Genomic DNA, 15,620 nt, shown 5'->3' with positions numbered 1-15,620 from the left:
CACACTGCCGGGCATGCGCCACTCGCTTCACGAGGCCGAGCACGAGGACTTCCGGCAGATGGTCCGGGACTGGGCGGAGAAGAACGTCGCCCCCTTCCACGACCAGTGGGAGCGCGACGGCATCGTCCCGCGCGAGCTGTGGCTCTCCGGCGGGGAGCAGGGCCTGCTGGGCTTCGACGTCGACGAGCGGTACGGCGGCGGCGGGGTCCGCGACTTCCGCTACAACGCCGTCCTCGACGAGGAGATGACCCGCATCGGCGCCAGCGGCGTCGGCTTCGGGCTGCACAACGACGTCGTCGCGCCCTACCTGCGCGACCTGTGCACCGAGGAGCAGGCGCAGCGGTGGCTGCCCGCGTTCTGCCGCGGCGAGCTGATCACCGCGATCGCCATGACCGAGCCGGGCACCGGCAGCGACCTGCAGGCGATCCGCACCACCGCCCGCCGCGACGGCGGGGACTGGGTGCTCGACGGCGCCAAGACCTTCATCACCAACGGCATCAACGCCGACCTGGTGATCGTGGTGGCCCGCACCGACCCCGAGGCGCCGGGCGCGAAGGGCACCAGCCTGCTCGTCGTCGAGCGCGGGATGCCCGGCTTCACCCGTGGCCGCAACCTCGACAAGGTGGGCCTGAAGGCACAGGACACCGCGGAGCTGTTCTTCGACGACGTCCGGGTCCCGGCCGCGAACCTGCTCGGCACGGAGAACGGCGGCTTCGCCCACCTGATGGCCAACCTGCCGCAGGAGCGGCTGTCGATCGCCGTCGGCGCGGTCGCCGCCTGCGAGACGGTGCTGGCGCAGACCCGCGAGTACGTGGGCAGCCGGACGGCGTTCGGCCGCCCGGTCGGCAGCTTCCAGCACAGCCGCTTCGTCCTCGCCGAGCTGCACACCGAGACGACGATCGCGCGCACCTTCGTCGACGAGTGCGTGCGGCAGCTGAACACCGGCGAGCTGACCGCCGTCGACGCGGCCATGGCCAAGTACTGGACCAGCGAGCTGCAGAACAAGGTGGCCGACCGCTGCCTGCAGCTGCACGGCGGCTACGGCTACATGGACGAGTACCCGGTGTCCAAGGCCTGGCGCGACGCCCGCGTGCAGTCGATCTACGGCGGCACCAACGAGATCATGCGGGAGATCATCGGCCGCTCGCTGGGACTGTGAGCCGCCCGTGACGACCGGGGTCCCCGCCGCCCTCGACGTCGAGCGGGTCCAGCGGCGCACGGTCGGCGTCCTGTCCGCCGCGGTGGCGCTCGGCGGGCTGGGCGTGACCGTCGGCATCACCGTCGGCGGGCTGCTCGCCCGCCAGGTCGCCGGCAGCGACGCCGCCGCCGGCCTCGGGCAGACGGCGGGCGTGCTGGGTGCCGCGGTGCTCGCCGTCCCCCTGGCGCGGCTGTCGGACCGGGCCGGCCGGCGGGCGGGGCTGGCCGCCGGGTACGCGGTCGCCGTCGCCGGTGCCGCGCTGACCGTCCTCGCCGCGGCGCTGTCGTCGCTGCCGCTGCTGCTGGCCGGGCTGTTCGCCTTCGGCGCGTCCACCGCGTGCGGGCTGCAGGCCCGCTACGCCGCCGCCGACCTCGCCGCTCCCGAGCGGCGCGGCCGGGCGCTGTCGCTCGTCGTCTGGGCCACGACCGTCGGGTCGGTGCTCGGACCCAACCTCGCCGCCCCCGGCGCCGGGCTGGGGCGGGCGCTCGGGCTGCCGTCGCTCGGCGGCGGCTTCGTCGTCTCCGCCGCGGTGTTCGCCGTCGTCGCCGCCGGGCTGTGGCTCGCGCTGCGCCCGGACCCGCTGCTGCTGGCCCGCCGGCTCCGCGGCCCGGCCGCCACCGCGGACCGTCCGCGGCGGGCGACCCGGGCGGCGCTGGCGGCGGTGTGGGCCGACCCCGGCGGCCGGCTCGGGCTGGTCGCCGTCGTGGTCTCCCACGCGGTGATGGTCGGCGTCATGGTCATGACCCCGGTGCACATGGGGCACGCCGGCGGCCCCGAGGGGACGACGCTGCGGCTGGTCGGCGTGGTGATCAGCGTGCACGTCGCCGGCATGTACCTGTTCAGCCCGCTGGTGGGCCTGCTGGCCGACCGCGCCGGACGGCGGACGACGGTGGCGGTCGGCGGTGGGCTGCTGCTCGCCGCCGCCGCGCTGGCCGGGACGGCGCCGCCGGAGGCCGCCGGCCGGCTGGGCGCGGGCCTGCTGCTGCTCGGGCTCGGCTGGTCGTGCGGCCTGATCGCGGGGTCCACCCTCGTCACCGAGTCGGTGTCCGCCGACGTCCGGCCGACGGCGCAGGGCGGCACCGACCTGCTCATGGGCCTGGGCGCCGCCGTCGCGGGCGCCGTCGGCGGGCCGCTGCTGGCCCTCGGCGGCTTCGGTCTGGTGGCCGCCGTCTCGGCGGCGCTGGTGCTGCCGCTGGTCGCGGTGTGGCTGCGGAGGGGGGCGGCGGGCTGACCGCGCAGCGGCCCGCGTGCCGCTCAGCGACCCCGCATGTTGCGCCAGAGCAGGACGAGCGTCACCAGCATGCACAGCGCGATGCCGATCTCCAGGACGGTGTCCCAGACGGCCGAGCCGGTGGTGGGGAACACGCGTCCAGCGTAGGTCCCGCGCTATGGTGAGGTGACTTCACCGTGAAGGGGGCACAGCATGTCCGGCTCGACGTCCGCCGACGCCCGCCGGGTGGCCGCGCTCGACCGGGTGCTGGAGGTGACCGTCCTCCTCGGCCGCGACATGACGTCGTCCCTGGCCGCCTCGGGCCTGACCGTCGCCCGCACCACGCTGCTGTGGCAGCTGCGCGCCACCGGGCCGAGCACCCAGCGCGCGCTCGCCGACGCCCTCGGCACCAGTGCGCGCAACGTCACCGGGCTGGTCGACGGGCTGGCCGGGGCCGGCCTGGTCACCCGGGAGCCGCACCCCACCGACCGGCGGGCCACCCTCGTCACCCTCACCGCCCGCGCCGAGGAGCTGCTCTCCGGCATGGCCGTCGAGCAGGCGCAGCTCGCGGACCAGCTGTTCGGCGGCCTGTCGCCGGAGCGGCTCGACGGGCTGGTGTCCGCGCTCGACGAGGTCCTCGGGCGGCTGCGGCCCCTGGTCCCGGACGGAGCGGCGTCGTGACGGTCCGCGGCCTGCTGCGGGCGGCCGTCGCGTCCGAGGTCGGCACGTGGCGGAGCCTGGCGCGCTGGGTCCGCCGGCGGCCCGACGTCCCGACCGGCGCGGAGCCGTTCCCGTACGCATCGGCGGCGACCCCGGTGCTGTGGACCTTCGTCGTGCTGCCCGCGGTGGAGATCCCGCTCGTCGACTGGCTGCTGCCGTGGCCGTCGCTGCGCGTCGCCCTGCTCGTCGTCGGCGCCTACGGGCTGCTGTGGATGGTCGGCCTGCTCGCGTCGATGCAGGTCCACCCGCACACCGTCGGCGACGACGGCCTCCGGGTGCGGTCGGGGTCCTCCGTCGACGTCCGGGTGCCGTGGGAGGAGATCGCCGCCGCCCGCGTGCGCCGGCGCAGCGTGGAGGGCTCGCGCACGGTCGTCGTCGAGGAGGCGGGGGAGCGGCGGGCGGTGTCGGTCACCGTGGTGTCGTCCACCCAGGTCGACGTGGAGCTCCGGACGCCGCTGGTGCTCCCCCTGGCGCGCACCGGCGGGCGGCCGGTGACGGAGCTGCGCCTGGCCGCCGACGACCCGGCCGCGCTGGTGCGGCGGCTGCGGGCCGGGATCGCCACGGCGGCCGCCACCCCCGACGGGGACGCGCGCTAGCGTCGGGTCGTGCGCCTGCAGGAGTTCTGGTCCCGGCTCGAGGCCCACTTCGGGTCGATGCGGGCGCAGAGCGTGGCGCGCGACCACGTCTTCGCCGCCCTCGGTGGCCGCACCGCGACGGACGCCATCGAGGCGGGGCTGCCGGTGCGCCGGGTGTGGCTGGCCATCTGCGAGGAGTACGACGTCCCGCCCAGGGACCGCTGAGCCCCGCCCTCCCCGGCGCCCCTGCCGCGCGCTCGCCCGCGCGCCTGCGTGTCGCTCGACTCGAACACGTGTTCGCCATACAGTGGCGTCCACAGGGAGGTCGCTCCTCCACAGGTCCGGCACGTCACCGGGAAGTGTCAGACCCCCGACATAGCGTCGCCCCCGACACCCACACGACTCCGCACCGCGACTCTCCCGAAGGTGAGCACCATGGCAACGCTCGACCGCGACAAGGCCCTCGACATGGCCCTGGCCCAGATCGACAAGCAGTTCGGCAAGGGCTCGGTCATGCGGCTGGGCGACACCCCGGCCCAGGCCATGAAGGTCATCCCGACCGGCTCGATCGCGCTCGACATCGCGCTCGGCATCGGCGGCCTGCCCCGCGGCCGGGTCGTCGAGGTCTACGGCCCGGAGGCCTCCGGCAAGACCACGGTCGCCCTGCACGCGGTGGCCAACGCCCAGGCCGCCGGCGGCATCGCGGCCTTCATCGACGCCGAGCACGCCCTCGACCCCGACTACGCCCGCGCCATCGGCGTCGACACCGACGCGCTGCTGGTCAGCCAGCCCGACACCGGTGAGCAGGCGCTCGAGATCGCCGACATGCTGATCCGCTCCGGCGCCCTCGACGTCATCGTCATCGACTCCGTGGCGGCCCTGGTGCCCCGCGCCGAGATCGAGGGCGAGATGGGTGACAGCCACGTCGGCCTGCAGGCCCGCCTGATGAGCCAGGCGCTGCGCAAGATCACCGGTGCCCTGAACAACTCCGGCACCACCGCGATCTTCATCAACCAGCTGCGCGAGAAGGTGGGCATCGTCTACGGCTCGCCCGAGGTCACCACCGGTGGTCGCGCGCTGAAGTTCTACTCGTCGGTGCGCCTCGACGTCCGCCGCATCGAGACCCTCAAGCAGGGCACCGACGCCGTCGGCAGCCGGGTCCGCGTCAAGGTCGTCAAGAACAAGGTGGCTGCCCCGTTCAAGCAGGCCGAGCTCGACCTGCTGTGGGGTCAGGGCTTCAGTCGTGAGGGCGGCCTCATCGACGCCGGCGTCGAGCAGGGCTTCATCCGCAAGTCCGGCGCCTGGTACACGTACGAGGGCGACCAGCTCGGCCAGGGCAAGGAGAACGTCCGCACCTTCCTGCGCGACAACCCCGACCTCGCCGACGAGATCGAGAAGAAGGTCAAGGAGAAGCTGGGCATCGGCCCGCAGGTCGATGCCCCGGTCGCTGAGCCGGCCGCTGCTCCGGTCGACTTCTGAGCGACGCGGTGACCGGCTGGTCCGGCTCGGCTCCCGGGTGGGCCGACCCCGAGCAGTCCGACCGACCCGGGGGCCGGCGGGGTCGCGCGCCACGCGACCGCGCCGCCCGCCGACGGCGGTCCGGACCGTCCCCTGACCCGGACGGTCCGGCCGCCGTGCCCGCCGCGGACGACGCGCCTCCCGGGGACCCCGCCGACGACCCGGGCGACCCGGAGTCCGTCGCCCGCGCCATCTGCCTGCGGGCGCTGACCGGCTCGGCGAAGACCCGCCAGCAGCTCGCCGACCTGCTCGCGCGGCGCGGTGTCCCCGAGGAGGCCGCCGAGGCCGTCCTCGACCGGTTCGGCGAGGTCGGACTCATCGACGACGCCGCCTTCGCCCGTGCCTGGGTGAGCTCCCGGCAGGCCGGCCGCGGCCTGGCCCGCCGCGCGCTCAAGTCCGAGCTGCGGGCCAAGGGCGTCGACGGGGAGGACGCCCAGCAGGCCCTCGCCCTCGTCGACGACGAGGACGAGCGCGTCTCCGCCCGGCGGCTCGTCGAGCGGCGGCTGCCGAGCCTGCGCCGCGTCGACCGGGTCACCGCCACCCGCCGGCTCGTCGGCATGCTCGCCCGCAAGGGCTACGGCGGAGGGCTGGCCGGGGCCGTCGTCCGCGAGGTCCTCGACGAGACCGGCTTCGGCACCCACCCCGAGGGGGACGGCTGGGAGGACGACCTGCCCTGAGAGGCAGCACGCACGACGACGGGCCCCGTCGCGACCGCGGCAGCGGCCGGCGACGGGGCCCGTCGGGTGTCGGGGGGACCGGCGTCCCGGAGGTCAGCCGGCGGTGGCGCTCCACGCGGTGAGGTCGACCGCGCGCCCGTCGGGGGCCTCGTCGTCGGCCACCAGCCAGGCACCCCGGCCGCCGTGCGCCGTGTCGTGACCGGCGCGCAGCCACTGCTGGATCAGCGCCTCGAAGCTGCGCTCGGGGCGTGCGGCCGGTCGGCTCACCGGGCCGAGGAAGGTCAGGTCGAGCTCGTCCCGGTCGCGGGTCCGCAGGACGATGCGGCAGCGCGCGCGACGGTGCCGCGCCGGGGGGACCACCTCGCGGATGACGGCGGACTCGGCGCCTGCGGCGAGCGCGAAGTGCCCGGCGGTCCCGCGCAGCCGGTCCACGAACTCCTGGGCGGCGTCGACCTGCCCCTCGGGCTGGCGCACCACGGCGGGCAGCGGCGGCACGACGGGGCGGAGAGCGGTGTCCACGCTCCCTCTCTCGGCAGGCCCGCCGCCACGCCTGACCGCCCGCGCGCCGGCGGTGCGCCACGGTGCGCCACGGTGCGCGCGGGACTCCGCGTGACCGTTCCGTGTCCCGTCCCGCCGGTCAGACGGGACCGCCGCCCCCGCCCATCTGCACGTCGGCCGGGAGCTCGATCTCCTTGGCCGCTGCCGTCTTGCTGCTGCTGCGGGTGCGCTTCTCGATGGTGCGCGCCAGCTGTGACAGCACCACGTTGAGGACGATGTAGATGAGGCCGGCGGCCACGTAGAGCTGGAAGGTGTACTGGCTGCCGAACTGGAAGTTGAAGAACTCGACCAGGCTGCGCGCGGTCCGCAGGAGCTCGACGTAGCCGACGATGAAGCCCAGTGACGAGTCCTTGAGCAGGACGACGAGCTGCGCGACCAGTACCGGCAGCATGCGGCGCACCGCCTGCGGCAGCAGGACCAGCGTCATCACCTGCGTCTTGCGCATGCCCAGCGCGAAGGCCGCCTCTCGCTGACCGCGGTCGACCGATAGGATCCCGGCGCGGAAGATCTCGGCCAGGACGGCCATGTTGTAGAGCGTCAGGCCCAGGGCCAGCGCCCGGAAGGCCGTCATCGGGACGCCGACGGTCGGCAGGAACAGCAGGCAGAACAGGATCAGGATCAGCAGCGGCACGGCGCGGAAGAACTCGATCACCACGCCGACGGGGATGCGCACCCAGGCGTGGTCGGAGAGCCGTCCGACGGCCAGCAGGGCGCCGAGCACGGTGGCCGCCACCATGCCGACCGCCGCGACCGCGAGGGTGTTGACCAGGCCGTCACCGAGGGCCTGCGGCACGCCCGAGGCGGGGTCGAACAGCACCGCCCAGCGGTCGGGCTGCAGCTGACCGTTGGCGCCCAGCCGCCACAGCACCAGGCCGATCAGACCGAGGACGACCAGCGCGCCGACGGCGGTGCCGATGCGCTGGCGCCGGCGGGCGCTCGGACCGGGCAGGTCGAACAGGACGCTAGTGCTCATCGGACGATCGCCACCCGGGTCTCGATGGCCCGGATCAGCCAGGCGGAGGGCAGCGTGATGACGAGGTAGCCGAGGACGACCGCGGCGAAGACGGCCAGGAGCTGGTCGGCGTTGGCGTTGGCCAGCCGCTGCAGCGCGGCGGTGAGGTCGGTGACGGCGAAGCCCGCGGCGATCGAGGTGTTCTTCGCCAGCGCGATCCAGACGTTGCCCAGGGGCGGGACCACGGTGCGGAACGCCTGGGGCAGCACGACCTGGCGCAGCGACTGCCCGAACGTCAGACCGAGCGCGCGGGCGGCCTCGGCCTGGCCCGGCGGGACGGCGTTGATGCCCGAGCGCAGCGCCTCGCAGACGAACGCGGCGGTGTAGAGCGACAGCGCAGCGACGGCGGTGATGAACCGGCTCGGGAACTGCAGGTCGATCTGCACGATGCCGAAGGCCAGGAAGAAGAAGACGACGGTGAGCGGCGTGTTGCGGAAGACCTCCACGTAGAAGGTCGCCAGGCCCCGCAGCGGCGCCACGGGGCTGACCCGCATCGCGGCGAGCACGGTGCCGAGCACCAGGGCGCACACGCCGCTCACGACCGCGAGCGAGAGCGTCGTCAGGAACGCGCTCCACAACAGGTCTGCGTTGTCGCTGAGGAACTGCACCGCGCCCTCGATGTGTCAGGTGACGGGTGGCGCCGCCGGGCGGTGGACCCGCCCGGCGGCGCCTCGGACTCAGGAGCCGCGAGGGCTCAGTAGCGGTCGACCATCGGGGGCTCGGGGGCCTCCTCGCCGGTGATCCGGCCGGCGGTGCGGTCCCAGGCGTCGGCCCAGCGGCCGTCCTCGAAGGACTCCTCGAGGACCGTGTTGACGAAGTCGCGGAACTCGGTGTCACCCAGCTGCAGGCCGATGCCGTACGGCTCCTCGGTGAACGGGTTGCCGACCAGCTCGAAGCCCTCGGGGTTGCCGGCGACCAGGCCGGTCAGGATGACGTTGTCCGTCGTCACCGCCTGCACGTTGCCGTTGGCCAGGTCGTCGGCGCACTTGGAGTAGACGTCGTAGGTGACCAGCTGGGCCTCGGGGTAGTTGTCCCGGATGTTCTGCGCGGGCGTCGAGCCCTCCACGGAGCAGACGCTCTTGCCGGCGAGGTCCTCGGGGCCCTCGATGCCCTCGGGGTTGCCGGCGGCGACCATGATGTCCTGGCCGGCGACGTAGTACGGCCCGGCGAAGTCGACGACCTGCTTGCGGGCGTCGTTGATCGTGTACGTCGCCACGACCATGTCGACCTGGCCGTTCTGGATGAACGGCTCGCGGTTGGCCGACACCGTCTCGGTCCAGTTGATGTCGCCCTCGGCGATGCCGAGCTCGGCGGCCACGAGCTTGGCGATCTCGACGTCGAAGCCCTCGGGGTCGCCGCTCTGCGGGTTGAGCAGGCCGAAGCCGGGCTGGTCGAACTTGGTGCCGATGGTGATGGAACCGGCCTCGTTGAGCTCGGCCATGGTGGTGCCGGCGTCGAACGAGACGTCCTCCTGCACCTCGGCGGTGCTCTCGGCCTGGTCGGCGGCCTGACTGCCCGCCTCGCTGGAGCAGGCGGCGAGGGTGAGGCCGAGTGCGGCGAACGCCGCGAACCGTCGGGTGCTGCGCATGGGTGTCCTCCCGTGGGTGGGTCAGTGGTTGAGGATCTTGGACAGGAAGTCGCGCGCCCGGTCCGAGCGTGGGGCGGTGAAGAACGTCTCCGGGTCGGCGGACTCGACGATCCGGCCGCCGTCCATGAACACGACCCGGTTGGCCGCCCGGCGGGCGAAGCCCATCTCGTGGGTGACGACGATCATTGTCATCCCCTCGCGGGCGAGCGAGATCATCACGTCGAGGACCTCGTTGATCATCTCCGGGTCGAGGGCCGACGTCGGCTCGTCGAAGAGCATGACCTTGGGGTCCATCGCCAGGGCGCGGGCGATGGCCACGCGCTGCTGCTGACCGCCGGAGAGCTGTGCCGGGTACTTGTCGGCCTGGACGCCGACGCCCACGCGGTCGAGCAGCTCGCGTGCGCGCCTCTCGGCGTCGGCCCTGGACTGCCCGCGCACCTTCGTCGGGCCGAGCGTGACGTTCTGCAGGATCGTCTTGTGGGCGAAGAGGTTGAAGCTCTGGAAGACCATGCCGACGTCGCTGCGCAGCCTCGCGAGCTCCTTGCCCTCCTCGGGCAGCCGCTGGCCGTCGATGGAGATCTCGCCCTGCTCGATCGACTCGAGCCGGTTGATCGTGCGGCAGAGCGTGGACTTGCCCGAGCCCGACGGGCCGATGACGACGACGACCTCGCCGCGGTCGATCGAGAGGTCGATGTCCTGCAGGACGTGCAGTTCGCCGAACCACTTGTTGACGCCGGTCAGCTGGACGAGAGGTCCTCCGGCGAGCTGGCTGGTCACCCGGGGAACCCTAGGGCCGGCCGAGGACGGGGAGGTCCCGAGGTCATCACGAAGCAGTAACGAAGGTCGCGGCCCGTACCCTCGCAGGAGCCATGGGAACCGAGGTCGAGACCCCGCTGCGCACCTACCGCGTGCGCACCTACGGGTGCCAGATGAACGTGCACGACTCCGAGCGACTCTCCGGGCTGCTGGAGGCGGCCGGCTACGCCGCCGCGGCCGAGGGGGAGGACGCCGACGTCGTCGTCCTCAACACCTGCGCGGTGCGGGAGAACGCCGACAACCGGCTGTACGGCAACCTCGGTCACCTGCGGCCGGTCAAGGACGCCCACCCCGGCATGCAGATCGCCGTCGGCGGCTGCCTCGCGCAGAAGGACCGCGGCGAGATCGTCCGGCGGGCCCCGTGGGTGGACGTCGTCTTCGGCACGCACAACGTCGGCTCGCTGCCGGCGCTGCTCGAGCGCGCGCGGCACAACGCCGAAGCTCAGGTCGAGATCGCCGAGGCGCTGGAGGTGTTCCCGTCGACGCTGCCGGCGAAGCGGGACTCGGCCTACGCCGGCTGGGTGTCGATCAGCGTCGGCTGCAACAACACCTGCACGTTCTGCATCGTCCCGGCGCTGCGCGGCCGCGAGAAGGACCGCCGGCCCGGCGAGATCCTGGCCGAGGTGCAGGCGCTGGTCGACCAGGGCGTGCTCGAGGTGACGCTGCTGGGCCAGAACGTCAACGCCTACGGCGTGGAGTTCCGCGACCGGGGCGCCTTCGCCGACCTGCTGCGCGCGACCGGCCGCATCGAGGGCCTGGAGCGGGTCCGCTTCACCAGCCCCCACCCGCGCGAGTTCACCGACGACGTCATCGAGGCGATGGCCGGGACGCCGGCGGTCTGCCACCAGCTGCACATGCCGCTGCAGAGCGGGTCCGACGACGTCCTGCGCCGGATGCGCCGCGGTTACCGGCAGGAGCGCTACCTCGGCATCATCGACCGCGTCCGCGCCGCGATGCCCGACGCGGCGATCACCACCGACGTCATCGTCGGGTTCCCCGGCGAGACCGAGGCCGACTTCGAGCAGACCCTCGAGGTGGTCCGCCAGGCCCGCTTCGCCAGCGCCTTCACGTTCCAGTACTCCAGGCGCCCCGGGACGCCCGCCGCCGAGATGGAGGGCCAGCTGCCCAAGGCGGTCGTGCAGGAGCGCTACCTGCGGCTGACCGCGCTGCAGGAGGAGATCAGCTGGGCGGAGAACCGCGTCCAGGTCGGGCGCACCGTCGAGCTGCTGGTCGCCGCGGGGGAGGGCAGCAAGGACGCCCGCACCGGGCGGCTGTCCGGCCGCGCCCGCGACGGCCGGCTCGTGCACTTCACGGCCGCCGACGGCGTCCGGCCCGGTGACGTCGTCGAGACCGTCGTCACCCAGGCCGCGCCACACCACCTGGTCGCCGACGGTCCGCTGCTGTCGCACCGGCGCACCCGCGCCGGCGACGCGCACGAGGCCGGCACCCGGCCGAGCACGCCCGGTGTGCTGCTCGGCATGCCCCGCGTCGGCGCCCCCGCCTGAGGCCCCCTGCAGGGGCCCGCCGCGAGCCTGCGAGCGGTGGGGGCAGGGGGGTCCTCACCGGCGGGAGGCGGTCTTCTCCGCCTCGGCCAGCCACTCCCGGCGGGTCTCGAGGTTCGCGCGGGCCTCCTGGACGCGCCGCGCGTCGCCGGCGGCCTCGGCCTTGGCCAGCTGCTCCTCGGCCTTGGTGACCGCGGCCCGCATCGAGGCGACCATCGGGTTCTCCGGCGCGGTGCGCACCCGCCCGGCGTCGGAGGCGCCGCGCACGCGCTGCTCCACGGCCTGCATGCGGTCCTCGAGCGAGCGCATGGCGCCGCGGGGCACGTGCCCGATGGCGTCGTAGCGCTCCTGCAGCTTGCGCAGCGCGTTCTGGGCCTGCCGCAGGTCGCCGGACGGGTCGAGCTTCTCGGCCTCGGCGAGGATCTCCTCCTTGGCCTGCTGGTTGGCCAGCTGCTCGCTGTTGCGCGCCTTGTCCGACTCCGACCGGGCGGTGAAGAAGACGTCCTGGGCGGCGCGGAACTGCTTCCACAGGTCGTCGTCGCCGTCGCGGCTGGTGCGCGGCACGGCCTTCCAGCGGTCCATGAGCGAGCGCATCGCCGCGCTGGTCGCGCCCCAGTCGGTCGACGTCGACAGCCGCTGCGCCTCGGCGATGAGCTCCTGCTTGGCGGCGCGGGCCTCGCCGCGCTGCGCGTCGAGCGCGGCGAAGTGCGCGCCGCGCCGGCGGCCGAAGGCGTCCCGGGCCGCGGCGAACCGGGTCCACAGCGCCTCGTCGGTCTTGCGGTCGATGCCGCGGATGGTCTTCCACTCCTCGACGATCGACTTGAGCCGGTCGCCGGCGGCCTTCCAGGACGTCGACTCCGCGGCGATCTGCTCCGCCTCGGCGGCCAGCGCCTCCTTGCGGGCCACCTGCGCGGCCCGGGCGGCGGCCTTCTCGGCGCGGGACTCGGCGGCGGCGGAGTCGGCCGTCCCGACCATCGCCCGGGCGCGCGCGGCCAACCCGTCGAGGTCGCCGACGGCGGTCGCGGTGGGGATGGTCTCGGCCAGCGCCTGCGCCTTGGCCTTGAGCTCCGACGGGTTGCCGGTGTGCGCCCGCAGGCGCGCCTCGAGCAGCGAGACCTCGGTGGCCAGGTCGTCGTAGCGGCGGGCGAAGTGGGCCAGGCCCGCCGAGGGGTCACCGGCCTGCCACGAGCCGACCGCCCGCTCGCCGTCGGCGGTGCGGACGTAGACGGTGCCGTCCTCGTCGACCCGGCCCCACCGCGCGGGGTCGGACACCACGTGCACCACCGGGGCCGTCGGCGCCGCGGCCGGGGTGGCCGCCTCGGGGGCGCTCGCGGCGGCGCCGTCGTCCGTCGGGTCGGGCAGCGCCGCTGCCCCGGGGGTCGGCGCGGCAGGGGTCCCGGCGTCCGCGGTCACCGCGTCAGGGGTCCCGGCCGCCGGGGTCACCGCGTCGGGGGCCGCGTCAGGGGTCGCGGCGTCCGGGGCGGCGGCGTCCGGGGCGACGGCGTCCGGGGCGGCGGCGTCCGGGGCGACGGCGTCCGGGGCGGCGGCGTCGGGGGCCGCGTCAGGGGTTGCGGCGTCCGGGGTGGTCACGTCGGGACCGGCCGTCTCGGGCGGGGGGACCTGCTGCGACCCGTCTCCGGGGCTCTCCGTGCTCGACACGCACCGCAGTGTCCCACGCCGCATCGGCGACACTGCTGCGGTGAGCAGCAGCCCTGCCGGACCCGCGACCGCAGCCGTGTCGGTCGCCTTCTGCCCGTGCCCGCCGCTGCTGCTCCCCGCCGTCGCCGGGCGGGCGGCCGGGGAGACCGCGGGACTGCGCGCGGCCTGCGCCGAGGCGGTGGACACGGTGCTCGCCGCCCGGCCCGAGGTGGTCGTCGTCGTGGGACCGGGCGCGGAGGGCCGCTTCGGTCCCGGGGACGCCGGCGACCTGCGCGGGTTCGGCGTCGACGTGGAGGTGCCGCTGTCCGGCGGGGTGCGCCCCGGCGGCCGCCGCATGCCGCCGGCGCTCACCGTCGGCGCGGCCCTGCTGGACGCCGCCGGGCACGCCGGCGCCCGGGTCGGCGTCGCACCGGAGGAGCTGGCCGCCGTCGTGGCCGGCCTCCCCGGTCCGGTGGGGGTCCTGGCCGTGGGCGACGGCTCGGCCCGGCGCAGCGTGAAGGCCCCCGGCCACCTCGACGCCGCGGCGGCACCCTTCGACGCCGCGGTCGCCGCCGCGCTGGCCGCCGGCGACGCCGCCGCGCTGGCCGCCCTCGACCCGGGGGAGGGCCGGCGCCTGCTGGCGGCCGGCGTGCCCGTCTGGCGGGCGGTCGGGACCCTGCTGGCCGGCCGCGAGGTGGGCGCCCGGCTGCTGGCCGACGAGGCGCCGTACGGGGTCGGCTACCTGGTGGCCGCCTGGGCGGCCCGGTGAGCTCTGCGGACGACGGGCGCCCGCCCGTGGTCGCCGTCGTCGGGCCCACCGCCACCGGCAAGACGGCGCTGGCCGTCGCGCTGGCGCAGCGGCTCGGCGGCGAGGTGGTCAACGCCGACTCCATGCAGCTCTACCGCGGCATGGACGTCGGCACCGCCAAGCCCGACGCGGCCGAGCGGCAGGGCGTGCCGCACCACCTGCTCGACGTCTGGCACGTCCGCGAGGCCGCCTCGGTGGCCGCGTACCGGCGCCTCGCGCGTGCCGAGGTCGACCGGCTGCGCGCGGCCGGCGTCCTGCCGCTGCTGGTCGGCGGGTCCGGCCTGTACGTGCGCGCCGTCCTCGACGACCTCGACTTCCCCGGCACCGACCCGGCGGTGCGAGCCCGGCTGGAGGGCGAGCTGGCCGACGCCGGGCCGGCCGCGCTGCACGCCCGGCTGGCCGCCGTCGACCCGGCCGCCGCGGCCGCCGTCCTGCCGAGCAACGGACGGCGGATCGTGCGCGCGCTGGAGGTCGTCGAGCTGACCGGCGGCCCGTTCCGGGCGACGCTGCCCGAGCCGCGGCCGCACTACCCGGCCGTCGTCGTCGGCCTGGACCGGGAGCCGGCCGAGCTCGACGCCCGGGTGGCGCAGCGGGTGGACCGGATGTGGGCCGCCGGGCTCGTCGCCGAGGTCGAGGCGCTGGCCGCCGACGGGCTGCGCGAGGGGCCGACCGCCTCGCGTGCGCTCGGCTACGCGCAGGTGCTCGCCCAGCTCGACGGCGTGCTGACGCCGGAGGAGGCGCGGGAGCGGACGGTCACCGCGACCCGGCGGTTCGTCCGGCGGCAGCGGTCGTGGTTCCGCCGTGACGCGGCCACCACCTGGTTCGACGCCGCCCGCCCCGACCTGGCCGACGCCGTCGGGGCACTGGTAGGCGGCCGTACGATCGGGCGGTGAGCGACCGGTTCCTCCTCGGGCACGGCACCGAGAACGACTTCGTCGTCCTGCCCGACCCCGACGGGGACCGCTGGCCCGAGGACCGCCTCGACGCCGCGCTGGTCGCGCGCCTGTGCGAGCGCCGTTCCGGCCTCGGCGGCGACGGCGTCCTGCGGGTGGTGCGCAGCCGGCACGTGCCCGACGCGCCCGCCGTCCTCGGCGCGGACCTCGACCGCTGCGAGTGGTTCATGGACCACCGCAACGCCGACGGCTCCCACGCCGAGATGTGCGGCAACGGCGTCCGGCTGTTCCTCCACGTGCTCGTCGGCGAGGGGCTGCTCGACCGGTCGGCCTGCGCCGACGGCGTGCTCGTCGGCACCCGCGGTGGGCCGCGCCGCGTGGGCGCCGGACCCGACGGCACCTACTGGGTGGACATGGGCCCGGCCCGGCCGTTCGGCCGCGGCGAGGCGGCCGTCGGCGGGCGGACCTTCCCCGGTCAGGCGGTCTCGATGGGCAACCCGCACCTCGTGTGCCTCACCGACGCCGACCTCGATGCGCTCGACCTCACCGCGCGGCCGGACGTCGACCCGGGGCTGTTCCCCGACGGCGTCAACGTCGAGTTCGTGCGGGTGCTGGCGGCCGACGTCGAGGGCGCGGACGCGCACGTGCGGCTGCGGGTGCACGAGCGCGGCGTGGGGGAGACGCGCTCCTGCGGCACCGGCGCCTGCGCCACCGCCTACGCCGCGCTGGCCCACGCCCGGCCGGCCGCGGGGTCCGGCGACGGCTCGGTGCGCGGCACGGTCGTCGTCGACGTCCCCGGCGGGCGGCTGTCGGTCGACGTCTCCCCGGAGACGACGGTGCTGCGCGGCCCCGCCGTCGTGGTGGCCGCCGGGGAGCTCACCCGCGAGTGGCTGGACGGCTGACGCCC

At 75.3% G+C, this 15,620-nt stretch carries 17 protein-coding genes; 11 read left to right on the top strand and 6 right to left on the bottom strand.

Annotated features, from left to right (window positions below):
* Positions 1–13 precede the first annotated feature (13 nt).
* The 7 genes from JOD57_RS06145 to JOD57_RS25190 all read left to right on the top strand — a co-directional run bounded on the left by JOD57_RS06145 (position 14) and on the right by JOD57_RS25190 (position 5,898).
* Positions 14–1,159 carry an acyl-CoA dehydrogenase family protein gene (locus JOD57_RS06145; protein ID WP_204691083.1) on the top strand — a complete coding sequence of 382 codons (1,146 nt, stop codon included), beginning with the start codon at positions 14–16 and terminating at the stop codon, positions 1,157–1,159.
* A 7-nt stretch (positions 1,160–1,166) separates the two neighbouring features.
* Positions 1,167–2,429, top strand: a complete 1,263-nt coding sequence (locus tag JOD57_RS06140; protein ID WP_204691082.1) for an MFS transporter — start codon at positions 1,167–1,169, stop codon at positions 2,427–2,429.
* A 192-nt stretch (positions 2,430–2,621) separates the two neighbouring features.
* On the top strand, positions 2,622–3,089 hold the full coding sequence (locus JOD57_RS06135; protein WP_204691081.1) for a MarR family winged helix-turn-helix transcriptional regulator: 468 nt from the start codon (positions 2,622–2,624) through the stop codon (positions 3,087–3,089).
* Positions 3,086–3,724: a hypothetical protein gene (locus tag JOD57_RS06130; RefSeq protein ID WP_204691080.1), complete on the top strand. Its 639-nt coding sequence runs from the start codon at positions 3,086–3,088 to the stop codon at positions 3,722–3,724. Before JOD57_RS06135 ends, JOD57_RS06130 begins: the two co-directional genes overlap by 4 nt.
* Positions 3,725–3,733: 9 nt before the next feature.
* Positions 3,734–3,928 (top strand): DUF3046 domain-containing protein, encoded by a 195-nt coding sequence (locus tag JOD57_RS06125; RefSeq protein WP_204691079.1) that lies wholly within the window; start codon positions 3,734–3,736, stop codon positions 3,926–3,928.
* 210 nt (positions 3,929–4,138) lie between these two features.
* Positions 4,139–5,182 (top strand): recombinase RecA, encoded by a 1,044-nt coding sequence (gene recA, locus JOD57_RS06120; protein WP_204691078.1) that lies wholly within the window; start codon positions 4,139–4,141, stop codon positions 5,180–5,182.
* A gap of 155 nt (positions 5,183–5,337) precedes the next feature.
* On the top strand, positions 5,338–5,898 hold the full coding sequence (locus JOD57_RS25190) for a regulatory protein RecX (protein ID WP_307824505.1): 561 nt from the start codon (positions 5,338–5,340) through the stop codon (positions 5,896–5,898).
* A gap of 93 nt (positions 5,899–5,991) precedes the next feature.
* Here the strand turns inward: JOD57_RS25190 and JOD57_RS06110 are convergent, their stop codons facing one another.
* The 5 genes from JOD57_RS06110 to JOD57_RS06090 form a co-directional block, all read right to left on the bottom strand.
* The gene (locus tag JOD57_RS06110; RefSeq protein ID WP_204691076.1) at positions 5,992–6,417 is read right to left on the bottom strand and encodes a hypothetical protein; all 426 of its coding nucleotides are present in this window, start codon (positions 6,415–6,417) and stop codon (positions 5,992–5,994) included.
* Between the two features lie 118 nt (positions 6,418–6,535).
* Positions 6,536–7,429, bottom strand: coding sequence for an amino acid ABC transporter permease (locus tag JOD57_RS06105; RefSeq protein ID WP_204691075.1), 894 nt, complete (start codon positions 7,427–7,429; stop codon positions 6,536–6,538).
* A complete protein-coding gene (locus tag JOD57_RS06100) occupies positions 7,426–8,076 on the bottom strand; it encodes an amino acid ABC transporter permease (protein ID WP_204691074.1) in 651 nt (216 codons plus the stop codon). Before JOD57_RS06100 ends, JOD57_RS06105 begins: the two co-directional genes overlap by 4 nt.
* 86 nt (positions 8,077–8,162) lie before the next feature.
* A complete protein-coding gene (locus tag JOD57_RS06095) occupies positions 8,163–9,056 on the bottom strand; it encodes a glutamate ABC transporter substrate-binding protein (RefSeq protein ID WP_204691073.1) in 894 nt (297 codons plus the stop codon).
* A gap of 21 nt (positions 9,057–9,077) precedes the next feature.
* A complete protein-coding gene (locus tag JOD57_RS06090; protein WP_204691072.1) occupies positions 9,078–9,833 on the bottom strand; it encodes an amino acid ABC transporter ATP-binding protein in 756 nt (251 codons plus the stop codon).
* Between the two features lie 92 nt (positions 9,834–9,925).
* Between JOD57_RS06090 and miaB the strand changes: the two genes are divergently transcribed.
* Positions 9,926–11,377, top strand: a complete 1,452-nt coding sequence (gene miaB, locus JOD57_RS06085; RefSeq protein WP_204691071.1) for a tRNA (N6-isopentenyl adenosine(37)-C2)-methylthiotransferase MiaB — start codon at positions 9,926–9,928, stop codon at positions 11,375–11,377.
* Between the two features lie 54 nt (positions 11,378–11,431).
* Here the strand turns inward: miaB and JOD57_RS06080 are convergent, their stop codons facing one another.
* Complete coding sequence (locus JOD57_RS06080) at positions 11,432–13,033, bottom strand: DUF349 domain-containing protein (protein ID WP_204691070.1); 1,602 nt, start codon at positions 13,031–13,033, stop codon at positions 11,432–11,434.
* A 40-nt stretch (positions 13,034–13,073) separates the two neighbouring features.
* Between JOD57_RS06080 and JOD57_RS06075 the strand changes: the two genes are divergently transcribed.
* Genes JOD57_RS06075 through dapF form a run of 3 tightly spaced genes read left to right on the top strand, consistent with a single transcriptional unit; the run spans position 13,074 to position 15,615 of the window.
* A complete protein-coding gene (locus JOD57_RS06075) occupies positions 13,074–13,781 on the top strand; it encodes a class III extradiol ring-cleavage dioxygenase family protein (protein ID WP_204691069.1) in 708 nt (235 codons plus the stop codon).
* On the top strand, positions 13,778–14,713 hold the full coding sequence (gene miaA, locus JOD57_RS06070) for a tRNA (adenosine(37)-N6)-dimethylallyltransferase MiaA (RefSeq protein ID WP_204691068.1): 936 nt from the start codon (positions 13,778–13,780) through the stop codon (positions 14,711–14,713). The genes JOD57_RS06075 and miaA overlap by 4 nt, the downstream gene beginning before the upstream one ends.
* Positions 14,710–15,615: a diaminopimelate epimerase gene (gene dapF, locus JOD57_RS06065; protein WP_204691067.1), complete on the top strand. Its 906-nt coding sequence runs from the start codon at positions 14,710–14,712 to the stop codon at positions 15,613–15,615. The genes miaA and dapF overlap by 4 nt, the downstream gene beginning before the upstream one ends.
* The last annotated feature ends 5 nt before the right edge of the window (positions 15,616–15,620 follow it).

This window comes from Geodermatophilus bullaregiensis, assembly GCF_016907675.1.
Taxonomy (GTDB): domain Bacteria; phylum Actinomycetota; class Actinomycetes; order Mycobacteriales; family Geodermatophilaceae; genus Geodermatophilus; species Geodermatophilus bullaregiensis.
This window is presented reverse-complemented; position numbering and strand designations above follow the sequence as displayed.